Origin of the sequence: Pseudomonas sp. LSJ-87, assembly GCF_032971465.1 — a bacterium.
Classification (GTDB): Bacteria; Pseudomonadota; Gammaproteobacteria; order Pseudomonadales; family Pseudomonadaceae; genus Aquipseudomonas; species Aquipseudomonas putida_Z.
This window is the reverse complement of record NZ_JAWJYQ010000001.1, coordinates 344,059-360,520: the sequence shown is the minus strand read 5'-3', so window position 1 is coordinate 360,520 and position 16,462 is coordinate 344,059. Positions and strand designations below refer to the sequence as shown.

The 16,462-nt window shown below is 62.0% G+C and carries 15 protein-coding genes; 10 read left to right on the top strand and 5 right to left on the bottom strand.

Features of this window, described 5'->3' with window-relative positions:
- Window positions 1-154: 154 nt before the first annotated feature.
- Complete coding sequence (locus RYH74_RS01535; protein ID WP_286100740.1) at window positions 155-460, bottom strand: hypothetical protein; 306 nt, start codon at window positions 458-460, stop codon at window positions 155-157.
- Window positions 461-586: 126 nt separating this feature from the next.
- Between RYH74_RS01535 and RYH74_RS01530 the strand changes: the two genes are divergently transcribed.
- Complete coding sequence (locus RYH74_RS01530; protein ID WP_015272225.1) at window positions 587-1,057, top strand: Lrp/AsnC family transcriptional regulator; 471 nt, start codon at window positions 587-589, stop codon at window positions 1,055-1,057.
- Between the two features lie 101 nt (window positions 1,058-1,158).
- On the opposite strand, the gene RYH74_RS01525 is transcribed toward RYH74_RS01530, so the two are convergent.
- Window positions 1,159-2,526 (bottom strand): CYTH domain-containing protein, encoded by a 1,368-nt coding sequence (locus RYH74_RS01525; RefSeq protein ID WP_003259352.1) that lies wholly within the window; start codon window positions 2,524-2,526, stop codon window positions 1,159-1,161.
- A 220-nt stretch (window positions 2,527-2,746) separates the two neighbouring features.
- On the opposite strand from RYH74_RS01525, the gene argE reads away from it, so the two are divergent.
- The gene (gene argE / locus RYH74_RS01520) at window positions 2,747-3,889 is read left to right on the top strand and encodes an acetylornithine deacetylase (RefSeq protein WP_075046704.1); all 1,143 of its coding nucleotides are present in this window, start codon (window positions 2,747-2,749) and stop codon (window positions 3,887-3,889) included.
- A gap of 124 nt (window positions 3,890-4,013) precedes the next feature.
- A complete protein-coding gene (argA, locus tag RYH74_RS01515) occupies window positions 4,014-5,312 on the top strand; it encodes an amino-acid N-acetyltransferase (protein ID WP_075046703.1) in 1,299 nt (432 codons plus the stop codon).
- A 151-nt stretch (window positions 5,313-5,463) separates the two neighbouring features.
- On the opposite strand, the gene RYH74_RS01510 is transcribed toward argA, so the two are convergent.
- Window positions 5,464-6,840, bottom strand: a complete 1,377-nt coding sequence (locus RYH74_RS01510; protein WP_015272222.1) for a glutamine synthetase family protein — start codon at window positions 6,838-6,840, stop codon at window positions 5,464-5,466.
- 272 nt (window positions 6,841-7,112) lie between these two features.
- Window positions 7,113-7,373 carry a hypothetical protein gene (locus tag RYH74_RS01505; protein ID WP_075046702.1) on the bottom strand — a complete coding sequence of 87 codons (261 nt, stop codon included), beginning with the start codon at window positions 7,371-7,373 and terminating at the stop codon, window positions 7,113-7,115.
- 41 nt (window positions 7,374-7,414) lie between these two features.
- On the opposite strand from RYH74_RS01505, the gene RYH74_RS01500 reads away from it, so the two are divergent.
- The 7 genes from RYH74_RS01500 to RYH74_RS01470 all read left to right on the top strand — a co-directional run bounded on the left by RYH74_RS01500 (window position 7,415) and on the right by RYH74_RS01470 (window position 15,723).
- Window positions 7,415-8,773 (top strand): glutamine synthetase family protein, encoded by a 1,359-nt coding sequence (locus RYH74_RS01500; RefSeq protein WP_046613615.1) that lies wholly within the window; start codon window positions 7,415-7,417, stop codon window positions 8,771-8,773.
- 46 nt (window positions 8,774-8,819) lie between these two features.
- Window positions 8,820-10,181 (top strand): aspartate aminotransferase family protein, encoded by a 1,362-nt coding sequence (locus RYH74_RS01495; protein ID WP_075046701.1) that lies wholly within the window; start codon window positions 8,820-8,822, stop codon window positions 10,179-10,181.
- Window positions 10,182-10,351: 170 nt separating this feature from the next.
- Window positions 10,352-11,449: a polyamine ABC transporter substrate-binding protein gene (locus RYH74_RS01490; RefSeq protein WP_025341036.1), complete on the top strand. Its 1,098-nt coding sequence runs from the start codon at window positions 10,352-10,354 to the stop codon at window positions 11,447-11,449.
- Window positions 11,450-11,607: 158 nt separating this feature from the next.
- Window positions 11,608-12,702 (top strand): polyamine ABC transporter substrate-binding protein, encoded by a 1,095-nt coding sequence (locus RYH74_RS01485; protein WP_084785299.1) that lies wholly within the window; start codon window positions 11,608-11,610, stop codon window positions 12,700-12,702.
- Between the two features lie 71 nt (window positions 12,703-12,773).
- On the top strand, window positions 12,774-13,916 hold the full coding sequence (gene potA / locus RYH74_RS01480; protein WP_013974704.1) for a polyamine ABC transporter ATP-binding protein: 1,143 nt from the start codon (window positions 12,774-12,776) through the stop codon (window positions 13,914-13,916).
- Window positions 13,913-14,833, top strand: a complete 921-nt coding sequence (locus RYH74_RS01475) for an ABC transporter permease subunit (protein WP_013974703.1) — start codon at window positions 13,913-13,915, stop codon at window positions 14,831-14,833. The genes potA and RYH74_RS01475 overlap by 4 nt, the downstream gene beginning before the upstream one ends.
- Window positions 14,830-15,723 carry an ABC transporter permease subunit gene (locus tag RYH74_RS01470; RefSeq protein ID WP_003258560.1) on the top strand — a complete coding sequence of 298 codons (894 nt, stop codon included), beginning with the start codon at window positions 14,830-14,832 and terminating at the stop codon, window positions 15,721-15,723. The genes RYH74_RS01475 and RYH74_RS01470 overlap by 4 nt, the downstream gene beginning before the upstream one ends.
- Before the next feature lie 122 nt (window positions 15,724-15,845).
- On the opposite strand, the gene RYH74_RS01465 is transcribed toward RYH74_RS01470, so the two are convergent.
- Window positions 15,846-16,301, bottom strand: a complete 456-nt coding sequence (locus tag RYH74_RS01465) for an REP-associated tyrosine transposase (protein ID WP_013974702.1) — start codon at window positions 16,299-16,301, stop codon at window positions 15,846-15,848.
- Window positions 16,302-16,462 lie beyond the last annotated feature (161 nt).

Below are 16,462 nucleotides of genomic sequence, written 5' to 3'. Positions count from 1 at the left end.
GGCGGAAGGTTAACGGAAGTGAAAAGTTTCGGGAATTTACTGTGCCTGTACTGGCCCTATCGCCGGCAAGCCAGCTCCCACAGGATCACCACAGGCTCGAAGATTGCGCTGTACCTGTGGGAGCCGGCTTGCCGGCGATAGGGCCGGTAAATGCTTACACAAGCGCCAGCTCCACCCGCTGCAGGTTGCTCAGGCTCACCTCACCCACACACACCAGGTTACGCAGTTTCTGCGCAATCACCTCGGCCCGGTGCCAGCTCAGGCCGCCGATGCCGACCTCGATATCCAGCCAGTCATCCTGCTGGCTGACCTGCACGCTGTGCGGGGTCAGGAACTGCAGGGCAAACAGGTTGAGCACCCGGCACAGGCTGTCAGGCTCGGCCTCGGCCTGCAGGCGATAGTGCACGGTGCTATGGGCGCTGCTGGCGGCCCAGGCGTCGGTACGGGGCTGTGCGTTCATGCTGGTCTCCGCAAATGTGGGAGAAATTCTTGCACGTTGGCGGCGGTATTTTTTCGCTATGATTTGATCATTTCGCTGTATCGGCGAATTGTTCTATTCATGAAGTGCTGCTCTGGAGAATTATTGATGCATAGCGAGCTGGACGCCTACGACCGCCGTATCCTCGAACTGCTGCAGGAGGACGCTTCACTGTCCAGTGCGCAGATCGCCGAACGCGTGGGGCTGTCGCAATCGCCGTGCTGGCGGCGTATCCAGCGGTTGAAGGAGGAGGGGGTGATTCGCGGGCAGGTGACCTTGCTGGATCGCAAGAAGGTCGGCCTGAACACGCAGATTTTCGCCGAGGTGAAACTGAACGCCCACGGACGCTCCAACTTCACCGAGTTCACCGACGCAATCCGCGGGTTTCCGGAGGTGCTGGAGTGTTATGTGCTGATGGGGTCGGTGGACTTTCTGTTGCGCATCGTCACCCCGGATATCGAGGCTTATGAACGGTTCTTCTTCGAAAAACTGTCGAACGTGCCGGGGATACAGGAGGTGAACTCGATCGTGGCGCTGTCGGAGATCAAGTCCACCACCAGCCTGCCACTTTCGCGCTGAGGCATTCGCGGGTAAACCCGCTCCCACAGGGTTATCAGTGAGCCAGAGAGCAGCGCGACCCCTGTGGGAGCGGGTTTACCCGCGAAGAATGCGACGCGGTATCACGCCTTGAGCAAGTGCTTCCAGCCGCGGCTCTGGTCCACCGCCCGAGCCTGTTCGATACGCGCCTCCAGCACTTCATCGCTGATCGGCTGTTCAGCCAGCTCATGCAGCTTCTTCAGGTCGCCATACAGGCGGTCCATCTGCGGCGCTTCCAGCACCTGACGGGCATGATGCAGCCAGGCCAGCAGCTGTTCGATACGCGGCAGTTGCTCGGCCAGGTCTTCCGGACGCTGGGTGTACAGCGGCAGCTTCAACGCTCGGCCTTCTTCGCCCAGCAGGTGCGCCAGCCAGCTTGCCAGCTGCGCCTTGCCCTGGCGCTCGCCACGGCCTTTGCGCTCCACGGTCCAGGCACGGGCCAGCAGCCAGCGCGAGGTTTCCAGCGAGAACTGGCCCCAGCGCACGTCCTCCAGCTCTTCGGCGAACTGCTCGGGAGCGGCGCGGCGGATATCTTCGTCTTCGTTGCCGGCCTGCACCAGCGGGCGCCAGTCTTCGAGCAGGGCGTCGAGGCTGCTGCGCAGGTCGCGGGTGGTGGCGCGTGGCGCGGCCTGGCCCAGGCTGGCGGTAATGGCACGCAGCTCGCTCAGGCACTCGACCCAGTCCTGCAGCAGGCGCCAGTGGCCGTTGTGGCGGTATTGCTCGGCCAGGCGCTGGCTGCTGCCCAGCAGTTGCCAGGCCAGTGCGGCGTAGGCGTCGTCCACGGCCATTTCGGCTTCCAGCTCGGTGTGCGGCAGGCCCAGCTCGTAGCTGTCCGGCTCCAGCAGGCGGTAGCCACGCTCGGCCTTGCTGATGTCGCATGGCATCAGCGGCAGGCTGGCGGCCAGCTCGGCGGCCAGTTCCAGCAGTGCCTGCGGCTCGCCTTCACGCAGTTCCAGTTCCAGCTCGCAGATCTCTTCCTTGCGCTTGCCGGCGATCACGAAACCCTGGTCCAGCGCGGCCTCGATCACCACCTTGCTCTTGCCACGGCCCCAGGCGATTTCGGCGTATTCACGGCTGAAGTCGGTGGTGAACAGCGGCTTGATGGTCTTTTTGTCCAGGTTGGCCAGTTGCGCGGGCCAGCAGCTGTCGTCGAGCTTCTTCAGGTCGAGCTTGACCTTGTCCAGCTGCCATTCGTGCTCGTTGCGCTCGGACAGGCCGGCCACGCTGGTGCCGCGGCACTTGAGGGTCTGGATGATGGCCTCGCCATCGCGGCGCAGGCGCAGGGCGACACGGGCGGCGGAGAGCTCGCGCTCGGGGGTGTCGAAGTACTGGTTGAGCAGTTCGCGGGTCTGCCAGCCGGACTTGTTGCGCTTTTTCAGCAGAGGGTGCTCGCGCAGGGCGGCAAGGGTCTCGCGGCTGGCGCGGAGCTTGAGTTCGGTTTCTTTGTGCATCACAGGCTCGAAGGAGGGGGCGTGGTTGCCCAGCAGTCTACAGGAGTCGGCTCTCGTCTGTTGGATCGTGGTGGCCTTCTTCGCGGGTGAACCCGCTCCCACAGGTACTGTGTAGCCCTCAGGTGTAGCGCTTTCCCTGTGGGAGCGGGTTTACCCGCGAAGAAGCCCACACGGTTGGACGGCATTGCTATGATGGGCAACGCTTCCGAGGAGTACGCGCATGCCGTTGCCGACGCTGAAAGACCAGTTCGCCGCCCTGATCGCCGCGCCCTCGGTCAGTTGCACCCAGCCTGCGCTGGACCAGTCCAACCGCCAGGTCATCGACCTGCTGGCCGGCTGGCTGGGTGACCTGGGTTTCAAGTGCGACATCCAGCAGGTCAGCCCCGGCAAGTTCAACCTGCTGGCCAGCCGTGGCACCGGCCCGGGTGGCCTGGTGCTGGCGGGGCACAGCGACACCGTACCCTATGACGAACAGCTGTGGGCCAGCGACCCGCTGAAGCTGACCGAAACCGATGGCCGCTGGGTCGGCCTGGGCAGCTGCGACATGAAAGGCTTCTTCGCCCTGGTCATCGAGGCGGTCATCCCGCTGCTGGAGCACGATTTCAAGCAGCCGCTGCTGATCCTCGCCACCTGTGACGAAGAAAGCTCCATGTCCGGCGCCCGCGCCCTGGCCGAGGCCGGCCAGCCGCTCGGCCGTGCAGCGGTGATCGGCGAGCCCACCGGGCTGCGGCCGATCCGCATGCACAAGGGCATCCTCATGGACCGCATCGACATCCTCGGGCGCAGCGGCCACTCCTCGGACCCAAGCCTGGGCCGCAGCGCCATGGAGGCCATGCACGCAGTGATGGGCGAGCTGATGGGCCTGCGCCAGCAATGGCAGCAAACCTACCGCAACCCGCAGTTCACCGTACCGACCCCTACCATGAACTTTGGCTGCATCCACGGCGGTGACAACCCCAACCGTATCTGCGGCCAGTGCGCCCTGGAATTCGACCTGCGCCCGCTGCCAGGCATGGACGTGGAGCAACTGCGCGCAGCCATCCGCGGCAAGCTGGTGCCGGTGGCAGAGCGTTTTGAGGTGCGCATCGACTATGCGCCGCTGTTCCCGGAGGTGCCGCCATTCGAGCAGGCCGCCGACGCCGAGCTGGTGCAAGTGGCGGAGCGCCTGACCGGCCATCGCGCCGAAGCGGTGGCGTTCGGCACCGAAGCGCCTTATCTTCAGCAACTGGGTTGCCAGACCATCGTGCTGGGCCCCGGCGACATCGCCTGTGCCCACCAGCCCGGCGAATACCTTGAAATGTCACGAATCGAGCCTACCGTGCGTCTATTGCGTGACCTGATCCGGCACTATTGCCTGGACTAAACGTCAACCGAACTGTTTCGTTCCTGCCTAGAGGAGACCGCGCGTGACCGCAAGCCTGTTCCGACGATGATCCTGAACGCCCCCTGTATCGCCGTTCTCCGTCCACTTATCCACAGGCCCTGTCATGCCCGACTACGTCAACTGGCTGCGTCATGCCTCCCCGTATATCAATGCCCATCGCGACTGCACTTTCGTGGTCATGCTCCCTGGCGATGGGGTGGAACACCCTAATTTCGGCAACATCGTCCACGACCTGGTGCTGCTGCACAGCCTCGGCGTGCGCCTGGTGCTGGTGCATGGCTCGCGCCCGCAGATCGAAAGCCGCCTGGCTGATCGCGGCCTGACCCCGCACTACCACCGTGGCCTGCGCATCACCGATGCCGCCACCCTGGATTGCGTGATCGATGCCGTCGGCGCCTTGCGCCTGGCCATCGAGGCACGCCTGTCGATGGACATCGCCGCTTCGCCGATGCAGGGCTCGCGCCTGCGCGTGGCGTCCGGCAACCTGGTCACGGCGCGGCCGATCGGCGTGCTCGAAGGCGTGGACTACCACCACACCGGCGAAGTGCGCCGGGTCGACCGCAAGGGCATCAGCCGCCTGCTCGACGAGCGCTCCATCGTGCTGTTGTCGCCGCTGGGCTACTCGCCCACGGGTGAAATCTTCAACCTGGCCTGCGAAGACGTGGCCACCCGCGCCGCCATCGAACTGGGTGCCGACAAGCTGCTGCTGTTCGGTGCCGAGCCGGGCCTGCTGGATGCCGATGGCAAGCTGGTGCGTGAGTTGCGCCCGCAGCAGGTTGCCCCGCATCTGCAGCGCCTGGGCAGCGATTACCAGGGCGAATTGCTGGATGCCGCGGCCGAAGCCTGCAAAGGCGGCGTGGCGCGCAGCCATATCGTCAGCTATGCCGAGGACGGCGCCTTGCTGACCGAGCTGTTCACCCGTGGCGGTGGCGGCACGCTGGTGTCGCAGGAGCAGTTCGAAGTGGTGCGAGAGGCGACCATCGAGGACGTGGGCGGTTTGCTGGAACTGATCAGCCCGCTGGAAGAGCAGGGCATCCTGGTGCGCCGTTCGCGTGAGGTGCTGGAGCGGGAGATCGAGCAGTTCAGCGTGGTCGAGCGCGAGGGCATGATCATCGCCTGTGCGGCGTTGTACCCGATTGCCGACTCCGACGCCGGCGAACTGGCGTGCCTGGCGGTGAACCCGGAGTACCGCCATGGCGGGCGTGGCGACGAGCTGCTGGAGCGCATCGAAAGCCGGGCGCGGCAGTTGGGGCTGAACACCCTGTTCGTGCTGACGACGCGTACTGCGCACTGGTTCCGCGAACGCGGGTTTGCGCCGAGCGGGGTCGAGCGGCTGCCAGCGGCGCGGGCTTCGCTGTACAACTACCAGCGCAATTCGAAAATCTTCGAGAAGCTCTTGTAAACCTGTACTGGCCTCTTCGCGGGTGAACCCGCTCCCACAGGATCTTCACCGGACCTGAGGCCGGCGCGGTCGCTGTGGGAGCGGGTTTACCCGCGAAGCAGGCGACACCGATCTCGAACAAAAACGCCGCCCTTGTGGGCGGCGTTTTTGTTTACACGGTATGCAGGTACCAGTTGTACTCGAGGTCGGAGATCGAGTGCTCGAACTCCTCCAGCTCGCTCTCCTTGCACGCGACGAAGATGTCGATGTACTTCGGATCGATGTACTTGTTCAGGATCTCGCTGTCGTCCAGCTCGCGCAGGGCATCGCGCAGGTTGTTGGGCAGGCTCTGCTCCAGCTGCTCGTACGAGTTGCCTTCGATCGGCTCACCCGGCTCGACCTTGTTGGTCAGGCCATGGTGCACGCCGGCCAGTACGGCGGCCATCATCAGGTACGGGTTGGCGTCGGCACCGGCCACGCGGTGCTCGATGCGTACGGCGTCCGGCGAGCCGGTCGGCACGCGCAGGGCCACGGTGCGGTTGTCCAGGCCCCAGCTTGGCGCGTTCGGTACATAGAACTGGGCGCCGAAGCGGCGGTACGAGTTGACGTTCGGGCAAAGGAACGCCATGGACGCGGGCAGGGTCTCGAGCACACCGCCGACAGCGTGACGTAGCGCGGCGTTCTGCTCGGGATCCTCGCTGGTGAAGATGTTGTTGCCATCTTTGTCCAGCACGGAAATGTGTACATGCAGGCCGTTGCCTGCCTGGCCCGGGTAGGGCTTGGCCATGAAGGTGGTGTCCATTTCATGGTCGTAGGCGATGTTCTTGATCAACCGCTTGAGCAGTACCGCGTAGTCGCAGGCCTTGAGCGGGTCGGCCACGTGGTGCAGGTTGACTTCGAACTGCGCCGGGGCGCTTTCCTTGACGATGGCGTCGGCCGGGATGCCTTGCTCCTTCGCGCCTTCCAGGATGTCCTGCAGGCAGTCGGCATATTCGTCGAGGTCGTCGATCAGGTACACCTGGGTCGACTGCGGGCGCTTGCCCGAAATTGGCGAGCGTGGCGGCTGCGGGCGGCCGTTCACGTTCTCCTGGTCGATCAGGTAGAACTCCAGCTCGAACGCGGCGCAGATGGTCAGGCCCATCTCGGTGAACTTGTCGACCACCTGGCGCAGCACTTCACGCGGGTCGGCAAAAAACGGCTCACCTTCGAGCTCGTGCATGGTCATCAGCAGCTGGGCGGTCGGGCGCTTCTGCCAGGGTTCGTTGGAGAGGGTGCCGGGGATCGGGTAGCAGATGCGGTCAGCATCGCCGATGTCCAGGCCCAGCCCGGTGCTTTCAACGGTGGAACCGTTGATGTCCAGGGCGAAGAGGGAGGCAGGCAGGTTGATGCCTTTCTCGTAAACCTTGTGGAGGCTGGTGCGCTCTATGCGCTTGCCACGCACCACACCATTCATATCTGCAATCAGAAGGTCAACGTAGAGAACCTCAGGATGTTCCTTAAGGAACGCGTTCGCTTCGTTAAGCTGAACGGCACGCGGGGGTACCGACATGATGCAACACCTTTGTTGTTAAAAATATCAATCAAGGGGGGCTTGCAAGACCAGTCAATCGAAAAGACAAACTGATGTCAAGCCAACCCCATGATGCCCTGAAATGGCACGTCGACGGCAGATTTGCTGCATCTCGGGGCAAACCATTATCCGCTATTTCCCGCGCAAAGGGCTATCTCCGACCAACCGTGTTTTATTTTTTACGGAGGTGTTGTGTAAAAAAATGAACAAGGCTAAGCTCGGTCTCAACCCAGAACACAATAATACGAGGGTCACATGGTCCGCTTGCCGAGACCTGAAAGCACTGCCTGCGCAGTGCCATCGGGTACATCCGTCATTTTTGCAAGCTTCGTCGATGGCGTGGCCGCCCTGGCCGCAATAATTGACGTTTGGCGCTCCCGGACCTGCCCTCGTAGCGGCTTGCCGCCCTTCGTTTCGTCTTCCTGCCCTTCGAACTCATTACGGACGCACCTGTTTTCAGTGTATCCACTGTGGCTCTGCGCGGGGGTTTTTGCTTTAGCAATGTACTCCATCCAGAATCAGTGCGCGGACCACCTTACCTCCTGAGGTATTTATGAGTAACAACCTCGACCAGCTCACCGATTGGTTGAAAGAGCACAAGATCACCGAAGTCGAATGCATGATCAGTGACCTGACCGGCATCACGCGCGGCAAGATTTCGCCTACCAATAAATTCATCGCCGAAAAAGGCATGCGCCTGCCCGAGAGCGTGCTGCTGCAGACCGTGACCGGCGACTACGTCGACGACGACATCTATTACGAACTGCTGGACCCGGCGGACATCGACATGATCTGCCGCCCTGACGAGAACGCCGTGTTCCTGGTGCCATGGGCCATCGAGCCGACCGCCCAGGTGATCCACGACACCTACGACAAGAAGGGCAACCCGGTCGAACTGTCGCCGCGCAACGTGCTGAAGAAAGTCCTCAAGCTTTACGCCGACAAGGGCTGGCAGCCGATCGTAGCGCCGGAGATGGAGTTCTACCTGACCAAGCGCAGCGAAGACCCGGACTTCCCGCTGCAGCCGCCGGTAGGCCGTTCGGGCCGCCCGGAAACCGGCCGTCAGTCGTTCTCGATCGAAGCCGCCAACGAATTCGACCCGCTGTTCGAAGACGTCTACGACTGGTGCGAACTGCAGCAGCTGGACCTCGACACGCTGATCCATGAAGACGGCACGGCGCAGATGGAGATCAACTTCCGTCATGGCAACGCCCTGCACCTGGCTGACCAGATCCTGGTGTTCAAGCGCACCATGCGCGAGGCCGCGCTCAAGCACAATGTGGCCGCCACCTTCATGGCCAAACCCATGACCGGCGAGCCAGGCAGTGCCATGCACCTGCACCAGAGCGTGGTCGACGTGACCACCGGCAAGAACATCTTCAGCAACGACGACGGCAGCATGAGCGAACTGTTCCTGCACCACATCGGTGGCCTGCAGAAGTTCATCCCCGAGGCATTGCCGCTGTTCGCCCCCAACGTCAACTCGTTCCGCCGCTTCCTGCCCGATACCTCGGCGCCGGTGAACGTGGAATGGGGCGAGGAAAACCGTACCGTCGGCCTGCGCGTGCCGGACGCCGGCCCGCAAAGCCGCCGGGTCGAGAACCGCCTGCCAGGCGCCGACGCCAACCCTTACCTGGCCATCGCCGCCAGCCTGCTGTGTGGCTACATCGGCATGGTCGAAGGCATCGACGCCAGCGCGCCGGTGCAGGGCCGTGGTTACGAACGCCGCAACCTGCGCCTGCCACTGACTATCGAAGATGCCCTGGAACGCATGGAAAACAGCCGTGCACTGGTGCAGTACCTGGGCAAGAAGTTCATCACCGGCTACGTCGCCACCAAGCGCGCCGAGCACGAGAACTTCAAGCGAGTCATCAGTTCCTGGGAGCGTGAGTTCCTGCTGTTTGCTGTCTGATCAACTTGGTGCCGCAGGACGCGGCTGTCGAACAACGGAGAAGCACATGAGCGTCAACAACCCGCAAACCCGTGAATGGCAAACCCTGAGCGGGGAGCATCACCTCGCGCCCTTCAGCGACTACAAGCAGCTGAAGGAGAAGGGGCCGCGCATCATCACCAAGGCCCAGGGTGTGCATTTGTGGGATAGCGAGGGGCACAAGATCCTCGACGGCATGGCTGGCCTGTGGTGCGTGGCAGTGGGTTATGGCCGTGAAGAACTGGTTCAGGCGGCAGAAAAGCAGATGCGCGAGCTGCCGTACTACAACCTGTTCTTCCAGACTGCCCACCCGCCTGCGCTGGAACTGGCCAAGGCAATCTCCGATGTCGCGCCGCAAGGCATGACCCATGTGTTCTTCACCGGCTCCGGCTCTGAAGGCAACGACACCGTGCTGCGCATGGTCCGCCATTACTGGGCGCTGAAAGGCAAGCCACAGAAGCAGACCATCATCGGCCGCATCAACGGCTACCACGGCTCCACCGTGGCTGGTGCCAGCCTGGGCGGCATGAGCGGCATGCACGAGCAGGGCGGCCTGCCGATCCCGGGCATCGTGCATATCCCGCAGCCTTACTGGTTCGGCGAAGGCGGCGACATGACCCCGGATGAGTTCGGGGTGTGGGCGGCCGAGCAGCTGGAGAAGAAAATCCTCGAAGTCGGCGAAGACAATGTCGCCGCCTTCATCGCCGAGCCGATCCAGGGCGCCGGCGGCGTGATCATCCCGCCGGAAACCTACTGGCCGAAGGTGAAAGAGATCCTCGCCAAGTACGACATCCTGTTCGTCGCCGACGAAGTGATCTGCGGTTTCGGCCGTACCGGCGAGTGGTTCGGCTCCGACTACTACGACCTCAAGCCCGACCTGATGACCATCGCCAAGGGCCTGACTTCCGGTTACATCCCCATGGGCGGTGTGATCGTGCGTGACACCGTGGCCCAGGTACTCAGCGAAGGCGGCGACTTCAACCACGGCTTCACCTACTCCGGCCACCCGGTAGCGGCCGCCGTGGGCCTGGAAAACCTGCGCATCCTGCGTGACGAGAAAATCGTCGAGAAGGCGCGCAGCGAAGCGGCACCGTATTTGCAAAAGCGTTTGCGTGAACTGCAGGACCACCCTCTGGTGGGCGAGGTACGCGGCCTGGGCCTGCTCGGCGCGATCGAGCTGGTCAAGGACAAGGCCACCCGCAGCCGTTACGAAGGCAAGGGCGTGGGTATGATCTGCCGCACCTTCTGCTTCGAAAACGGCCTGATCATGCGCGCGGTGGGTGACACCATGATCATTGCGCCGCCGCTGGTGATCAGCCATGCAGAGATCGACGAACTGGTGGAAAAGGCACGCAAATGCCTCGATTTGACCCTTGAGGCGATCAACTGAGCACCTGCTAGGCTAGCGATGTGGCATTAAGTCGTTACTAGGCCCTGCTTTCCTTGATACAGGGCCTTGTAACTTGCCAGACTAGCGGCTGTTTCAGTCGCCGCGCGCTCTGCACCGTAGGTCCTGGCTGCTGAACAGATGGCTAAATAAAAAATTCTGGAGCATTACGCATGAATAAAATGGGCAAGACGTTGCTGGCCGCCGCCCTGATGGGTGCCATGGCTACCGCTGTTCAGGCTGAAGACAAGGTGTTGAACGTCTACAACTGGTCGGACTACATCGCTCCGGACACCATCGCCAAGTTCGAGAAGCAGTCGGGCATCAAGGTCAAGTACGACGTCTTCGACAGCAACGAAACCCTCGAAGCCAAGCTGCTGGCAGGCAAGTCGGGCTATGACATCGTCGTGCCTTCGAACAACTTCCTGGCCAAGCAGATCAAGGCTGGCGTGTACGAGGAACTGGACCGCTCCAAGCTACCGAACTGGAAGAACCTCGACCCTGACCTGCTCAAGGCCGTTGGCGATGCCAGCGACAAGGACAACAAGCACGCCTTCCCTTACATGTGGGGCTCGATCGGCATCGGCTACAATCCGGAGAAGGTCAAGGCCGCGCTGGGCGTGGACAAGATCGACTCGTGGGACGTGGTGTTCAAGCCTGAGAACATCGCCAAGCTCAAGAGCTGCGGCGTGAGCTTCCTGGATGCCCCGACCGAAATGCTGCCGGCTGCGCTGCACTACCTGGGCCTGCCGAGCAACAGCACCAAGAAGGAAGACCTGAAGGCCGCCGAGGACCTGTTCCTCAAGATCCGTCCTTCGATCACCTACTTCCACTCGTCCAAGTACATCGGCGACATGGCCAACGGCAATATCTGCGTAGCCGTCGGTTACTCGGGTGACCTGGAGCAGTCCAAGGCCCGTGCCCACGAAGCCGGTGACAAGGTCAAGGTGGACTACGTCATTCCGAAGGAAGGTGCCGGTACCTTCTACGACATGGTCGCCATCCCCAAGGATGCCGAGCATAAAGACGCTGCCTACCAGTTCATGAACTTCCTGATGCAGCCGGAAATCATGGCCGAGATCACCAACGCCGTGCGCTTCCCGAACGGCAACGCTGCCGCCACCCAGTTCGTGGACAAGGAAATCACCAGCGATCCGAGCATCTATCCGCCAGCTGAAGTCAAGAAGCAGCTGTACGCGATCGCTGCGCCTGAAGCGTCTGCCCAGCGTGTGATCACCCGCAGCTGGACCAAGATCAAGTCGGGCAAGTAAGCCCGATGCAGTACCTCTGGGCCGGGGAATCCCGGCCCAGAGCCAGTGAAAGGCAATTGATGATTGCGGCATCGAAGCTGCGAAGGTAAGTTGCGCGCCGGTTTTGCGTGTGCGGCAGCATTGTCGCTACCCAGGCACTGATTGTGAGGACCACCCACTTGTCCATTTCTGTATTCCGCAAGGCCTTGATGGCTGGAGCGGGCCTGACGCTGGCATGCAGCGTCCAAGCGGCGCCTACGGTGCACTTCTACAACTGGTCCGACTACGTCGGCCCGACCACACTCGCGGACTTCGAGAAAGCCACGGGCATCAAGCCCGTGCAAGACGTGTTCGATTCCAACGAAACCCTGGAAGGCAAGCTGCTGGCCGGCAACACCGGCTATGACGTGGTAGTGCCATCCAACCATTTCCTCGGCAAGCAGATCAAGGCGGGCGCGTTCCAGAAGCTCGACAAGAACCTGCTGCCCAATTATTCCAACCTGGACCCGGCGCTGATGAAGCGCCTGGAAAGGAACGACCCGGGCAACCAGTACGCCGTGCCTTACCTGTGGGGCACCAACGGCATCGGTTACAACGTCGACAAGGTGAAGGCCGCGCTGGGCGTGGACACCATCGACTCCTGGGCAGTGCTGTTCGAGCCCGAGAACATGAAGAAGCTCGCCAAGTGCGGCGTGGCCTTCCTCGACTCGGCAGACGAAATGCTGCCGGCGGTGCTCAACTACATGGGGCTGGACCCCAACAGCACCAATGCCAAGGACTACCAGGCCGCCGAGAAGAAACTGCTGGCGGTACGCCCGTACGTGACCTACTTCCACTCGTCCAAGTACATCACCGACCTGGCCAACGGCGACATCTGCGTCGCGGCAGGTTTCTCGGGTGATGTGTTCCAGGCCAAGGCCCGCGCCGAAGAAGCGAAGAAGGGCGTGAACCTGGCCTACGCCATTCCCAAGGAAGGCGGCAACCTCTGGTTCGACGTGCTGGCGATCCCCAAGGACGCCAAAAACGTCAAAGAGGCGCATGCCTTCATCAACTATTTGCTGAAGCCTGAGGTTATCGCCCAGGTCAGTGATTACGTCGGTTACGCCAACCCGAACCCCAAGGCTGGCGACCTGATGGACCAGGCCGTGAGGACTGACGCCGCGGTTTACCCACCGCAGGAAGTGCTGGACAAGATGTTCGTGAACTCAGAGTTGCCACCCAAGGTGCAACGGCTGATGACCCGTAGCTGGACCAAGGTCAAGTCGGGCAAGTAAAAATCCAGGCCCGTGGCGGCACCTGTAGAACAGGGCTCGCGGGCACAAAAATCTTGTTGGGAGTTTCACTCATGGCAGTTGCCTCCGGTGCCTATAAAAAAGCCCTCGAGGGTGGCCAGCAACCCAAGCAGGTGCTGGTCAAGATCGACCGGGTCACGAAAAAGTTCGACGAAACGGTAGCCGTGGACGATGTGTCCCTGGAAATCCGCAAGGGCGAGATCTTCGCCCTGCTGGGTGGCTCCGGTTCCGGCAAGTCCACCTTGCTGCGCATGCTGGCCGGCTTCGAACGCCCGACCGAAGGGCGGATCTTCCTCGATGGCGTCGACATCACCGACATGCCGCCATACGAGCGGCCGATCAACATGATGTTCCAGTCCTACGCGCTGTTCCCGCACATGACCGTGGCGCAGAACATCGCCTTCGGCCTGCAGCAGGACAAGATGCCCAAGGCCGAGATCGACGCCCGCGTGGCCGAGATGCTCAAGCTGGTGCACATGACCCAGTACGCCAAGCGCAAGCCGCACCAGCTGTCCGGCGGCCAGCGCCAGCGCGTGGCCCTGGCCCGCTCGCTGGCCAAGCGCCCCAAGCTGCTGCTGCTCGATGAGCCGATGGGTGCACTGGACAAGAAACTGCGTTCACAGATGCAGCTGGAACTGGTGGAGATCATCGAGCGTGTGGGCGTGACCTGCGTGATGGTGACCCACGACCAGGAAGAGGCCATGACCATGGCCCAGCGCATCGCCATCATGCACCTGGGCTGGATCGCCCAGATCGGCTCGCCGGTGGACATCTACGAGACGCCTACCAGCCGCCTGGTGTGCGAGTTCATCGGCAACGTCAACCTGTTCGAAGGTGAAGTGGTCGACGACGCCGAAGGCCACGCGATCATTGCCAGCCCGGAGCTGGAGCGCAAGATCTATGTCGGCCACGGCATCACCACATCGGTGGAAGACAAGCACATCACCTATGCCCTGCGTCCGGAAAAGATGCTGGTTACCACCCAGCAACCGACCTGCGAGCACAACTGGTCGCGCGGCAAGGTTCACGACATTGCCTACCTGGGTGGCCACTCGGTGTTCTACGTCGAGTTGCCGAGCGGCAAGGTCGTCCAGTCGTTCGTCGCCAACGCCGAGCGCCAGGGCACCCGCCCGACCTGGGGCGATGAAGTGTACGTGTGGTGGGAAGACGACAGCGGCGTGGTACTGCGGTCATGAAACTGCGCAAGCTCAAGCGAGCCTTCCAGCGTATTACCCCGGAGGGGCGGCACCTGGTGATCGGCGTGCCGTTCATCTGGCTGTTCCTGTTCTTCATGCTGCCGTTCTTCATCGTGCTGAAGATCAGCTTCGCCGAAGCCGACGTGGCGATCCCGCCGTATACCGAGATCTACAGCTACGTCGAAGACAAGCTGCAGCTGGTGCTCAACCTGGCCAACTATGGCCTGTTGACCGAGGATGAGCTGTATATCTCGGCCTACCTGGGCTCGCTGAAGATGGCCTTCTTCAGCACCCTGCTGTGCCTGCTGATCGGCTACCCGATGGCCTATGCCATTGCCAACGCCAAGAAGGAAACCCAGACGGTCCTGCTGTTGCTCATCATGATGCCGACCTGGACCGCGATCCTGATCCGCGTCTATGCCTGGATGGGCATTCTCAGCAACAACGGCCTGCTCAACGGCTTCCTGCTGTGGACCGGGTTGATCGACCAGCCGCTGCAGATCCTCAACACCAACCTGGCGGTATACATCGGCGTGGTCTATTCGTACCTGCCGTTCATGATCCTGCCGCTGTTCGCCAACCTGGTGAAGCACGACCCGAGCCTGCTCGAGGCCGCTTCGGACCTGGGTTCGAGCACCTTCAACAGCTTCTGGAAGATCACCGTGCCACTGTCGAAGAACGGCATCATCGCCGGCTGCATGCTGGTGTTCATCCCGGTGGTGGGCGAGTTCGTGATCCCTGAACTGCTTGGCGGCCCGGAAACCCTGATGATCGGCAAGGTGCTGTGGCAAGAGTTCTTCAACAACCGTGACTGGCCGGTGGCCTCTGCGCTGGCGGTAGTGATGCTGGCGATCCTGATCGTGCCGATCCTGCTGTTCAACCGCAGCCAGGCCAAAGAAATGGAGGGCAGGGCATGAAGCGCTTCAGTTTTTCCAAGCTGATGCTGGTGCTCGGCTTGCTGTTCATCTACCTGCCGATGCTGATCCTGGTGATCTACTCGTTCAACGCCTCCAAGCTGGTGACGGTATGGGGTGGCTGGTCGGTGAAGTGGTACGTCGGCCTGCTCGACAACACCCAGTTGATGGGTTCGGTGATGCGTTCGCTGGAAATCGCCTGCTACACGGCGGTGGCAGCGGTGGCGCTGGGTACCTTGGCGGCGTTCGTGCTGACCCGGGTTACCCGCTTCAAGGGCCGTACGCTGTTCGGTGGCCTGGTCACCGCGCCGCTGGTAATGCCCGAGGTGATCACCGGCCTGTCGCTGTTGCTGCTGTTCGTGGCCATGGCGCAGATGATTGGCTGGCCGCAGGAGCGCGGCATCGTCACCATCTGGATCGCCCATACCACGTTCTGTGCCGCGTATGTGGCGGTGGTGGTGTCGGCACGCCTGCGTGAGCTGGACCTTTCGATCGAGGAAGCGGCGATGGACCTGGGTGCCAAGCCGTGGAAGGTGTTCTTCCTGATCACCATCCCGATGATCGCGCCGTCGCTGGCGGCGGGCGGCATGATGTCGTTCGCCCTGTCGCTGGATGACCTGGTACTGGCCAGCTTCGTCTCCGGCCCTGGTTCGACCACCTTGCCGATGGAAGTGTTCTCGGCGGTGCGCCTGGGCGTGAAGCCGGAGATCAACGCCGTGGCAAGCCTGATCCTGCTGTCGGTGTCGCTGGTGACCTTCTTCGTCTGGTACTTCAGCCGCCAGGCCGAAGAGCGCCGTCGCAAGGCGATACAGCAGGCGATCGAAGAGGGCGCTGCGGCGAATGCTTCGCAGCCACAGGTCAAGCGCCCGGCGCAGGTTGCGGCGTCGGCCTGACCTGGCCTCTTCGCGGGTGAACCCGCTCCCACAGGGTCATGTGCAGTCCTCAAGACCTGCGCAGTACCTGTGGGAGCGGGTTCATCGGGGCGCCGAACCGCCGCGAATGCCCCAGCACAGATTCAAAGCCAGACTGCATCCCAATGTGGATAGTCCCTGACACTTCTGACCAAGCCAGCCCGCAAGGGGTTGGCAACAATGTATCTGGCAACATGCACCATGCTCTCCTCCCGCCGCAGTGCCCGGTCCTGATACCCAGACTGCCATACCGGATCATGCTCAACCCCCGCCTGATGCAAAACCAGACTGGACCTGGACTTGAACCTGCGCATCAAGGTGCCCAACGTCGTACCTTTCAACTCGATCAGCCAATGCAGATGGTCCGGCATCAGCACCCAGGCCAGTGATCGGCAGGCATGTTCCTGGTCTGATTGTCGCAGTTGGTGAATGACCAGCCGGGCATGGTGGAAATCATGGAACAGCGGCTTGCGCTGGTGGGTGACGGTGGTCAGCAGATAGAGCCGGCCAAGTTCTGAATAGCGACCACGGCGAAGCAGGTGAGACTGGGCTCGCGACATTGGCTTCTTCCTTGAAAAGCAGGTGACTTTTCAAAGGTAGTGGCTGAGATGCAGGTGCTGTGTAGATCATGGTTTCTGGATATGGCAGAGGCTTGCGGATGGCAGTACCGGCCTTTTCGCGGGTAAACCCGCTCCCACAGGTATTGCACAGGTCCTGAAGG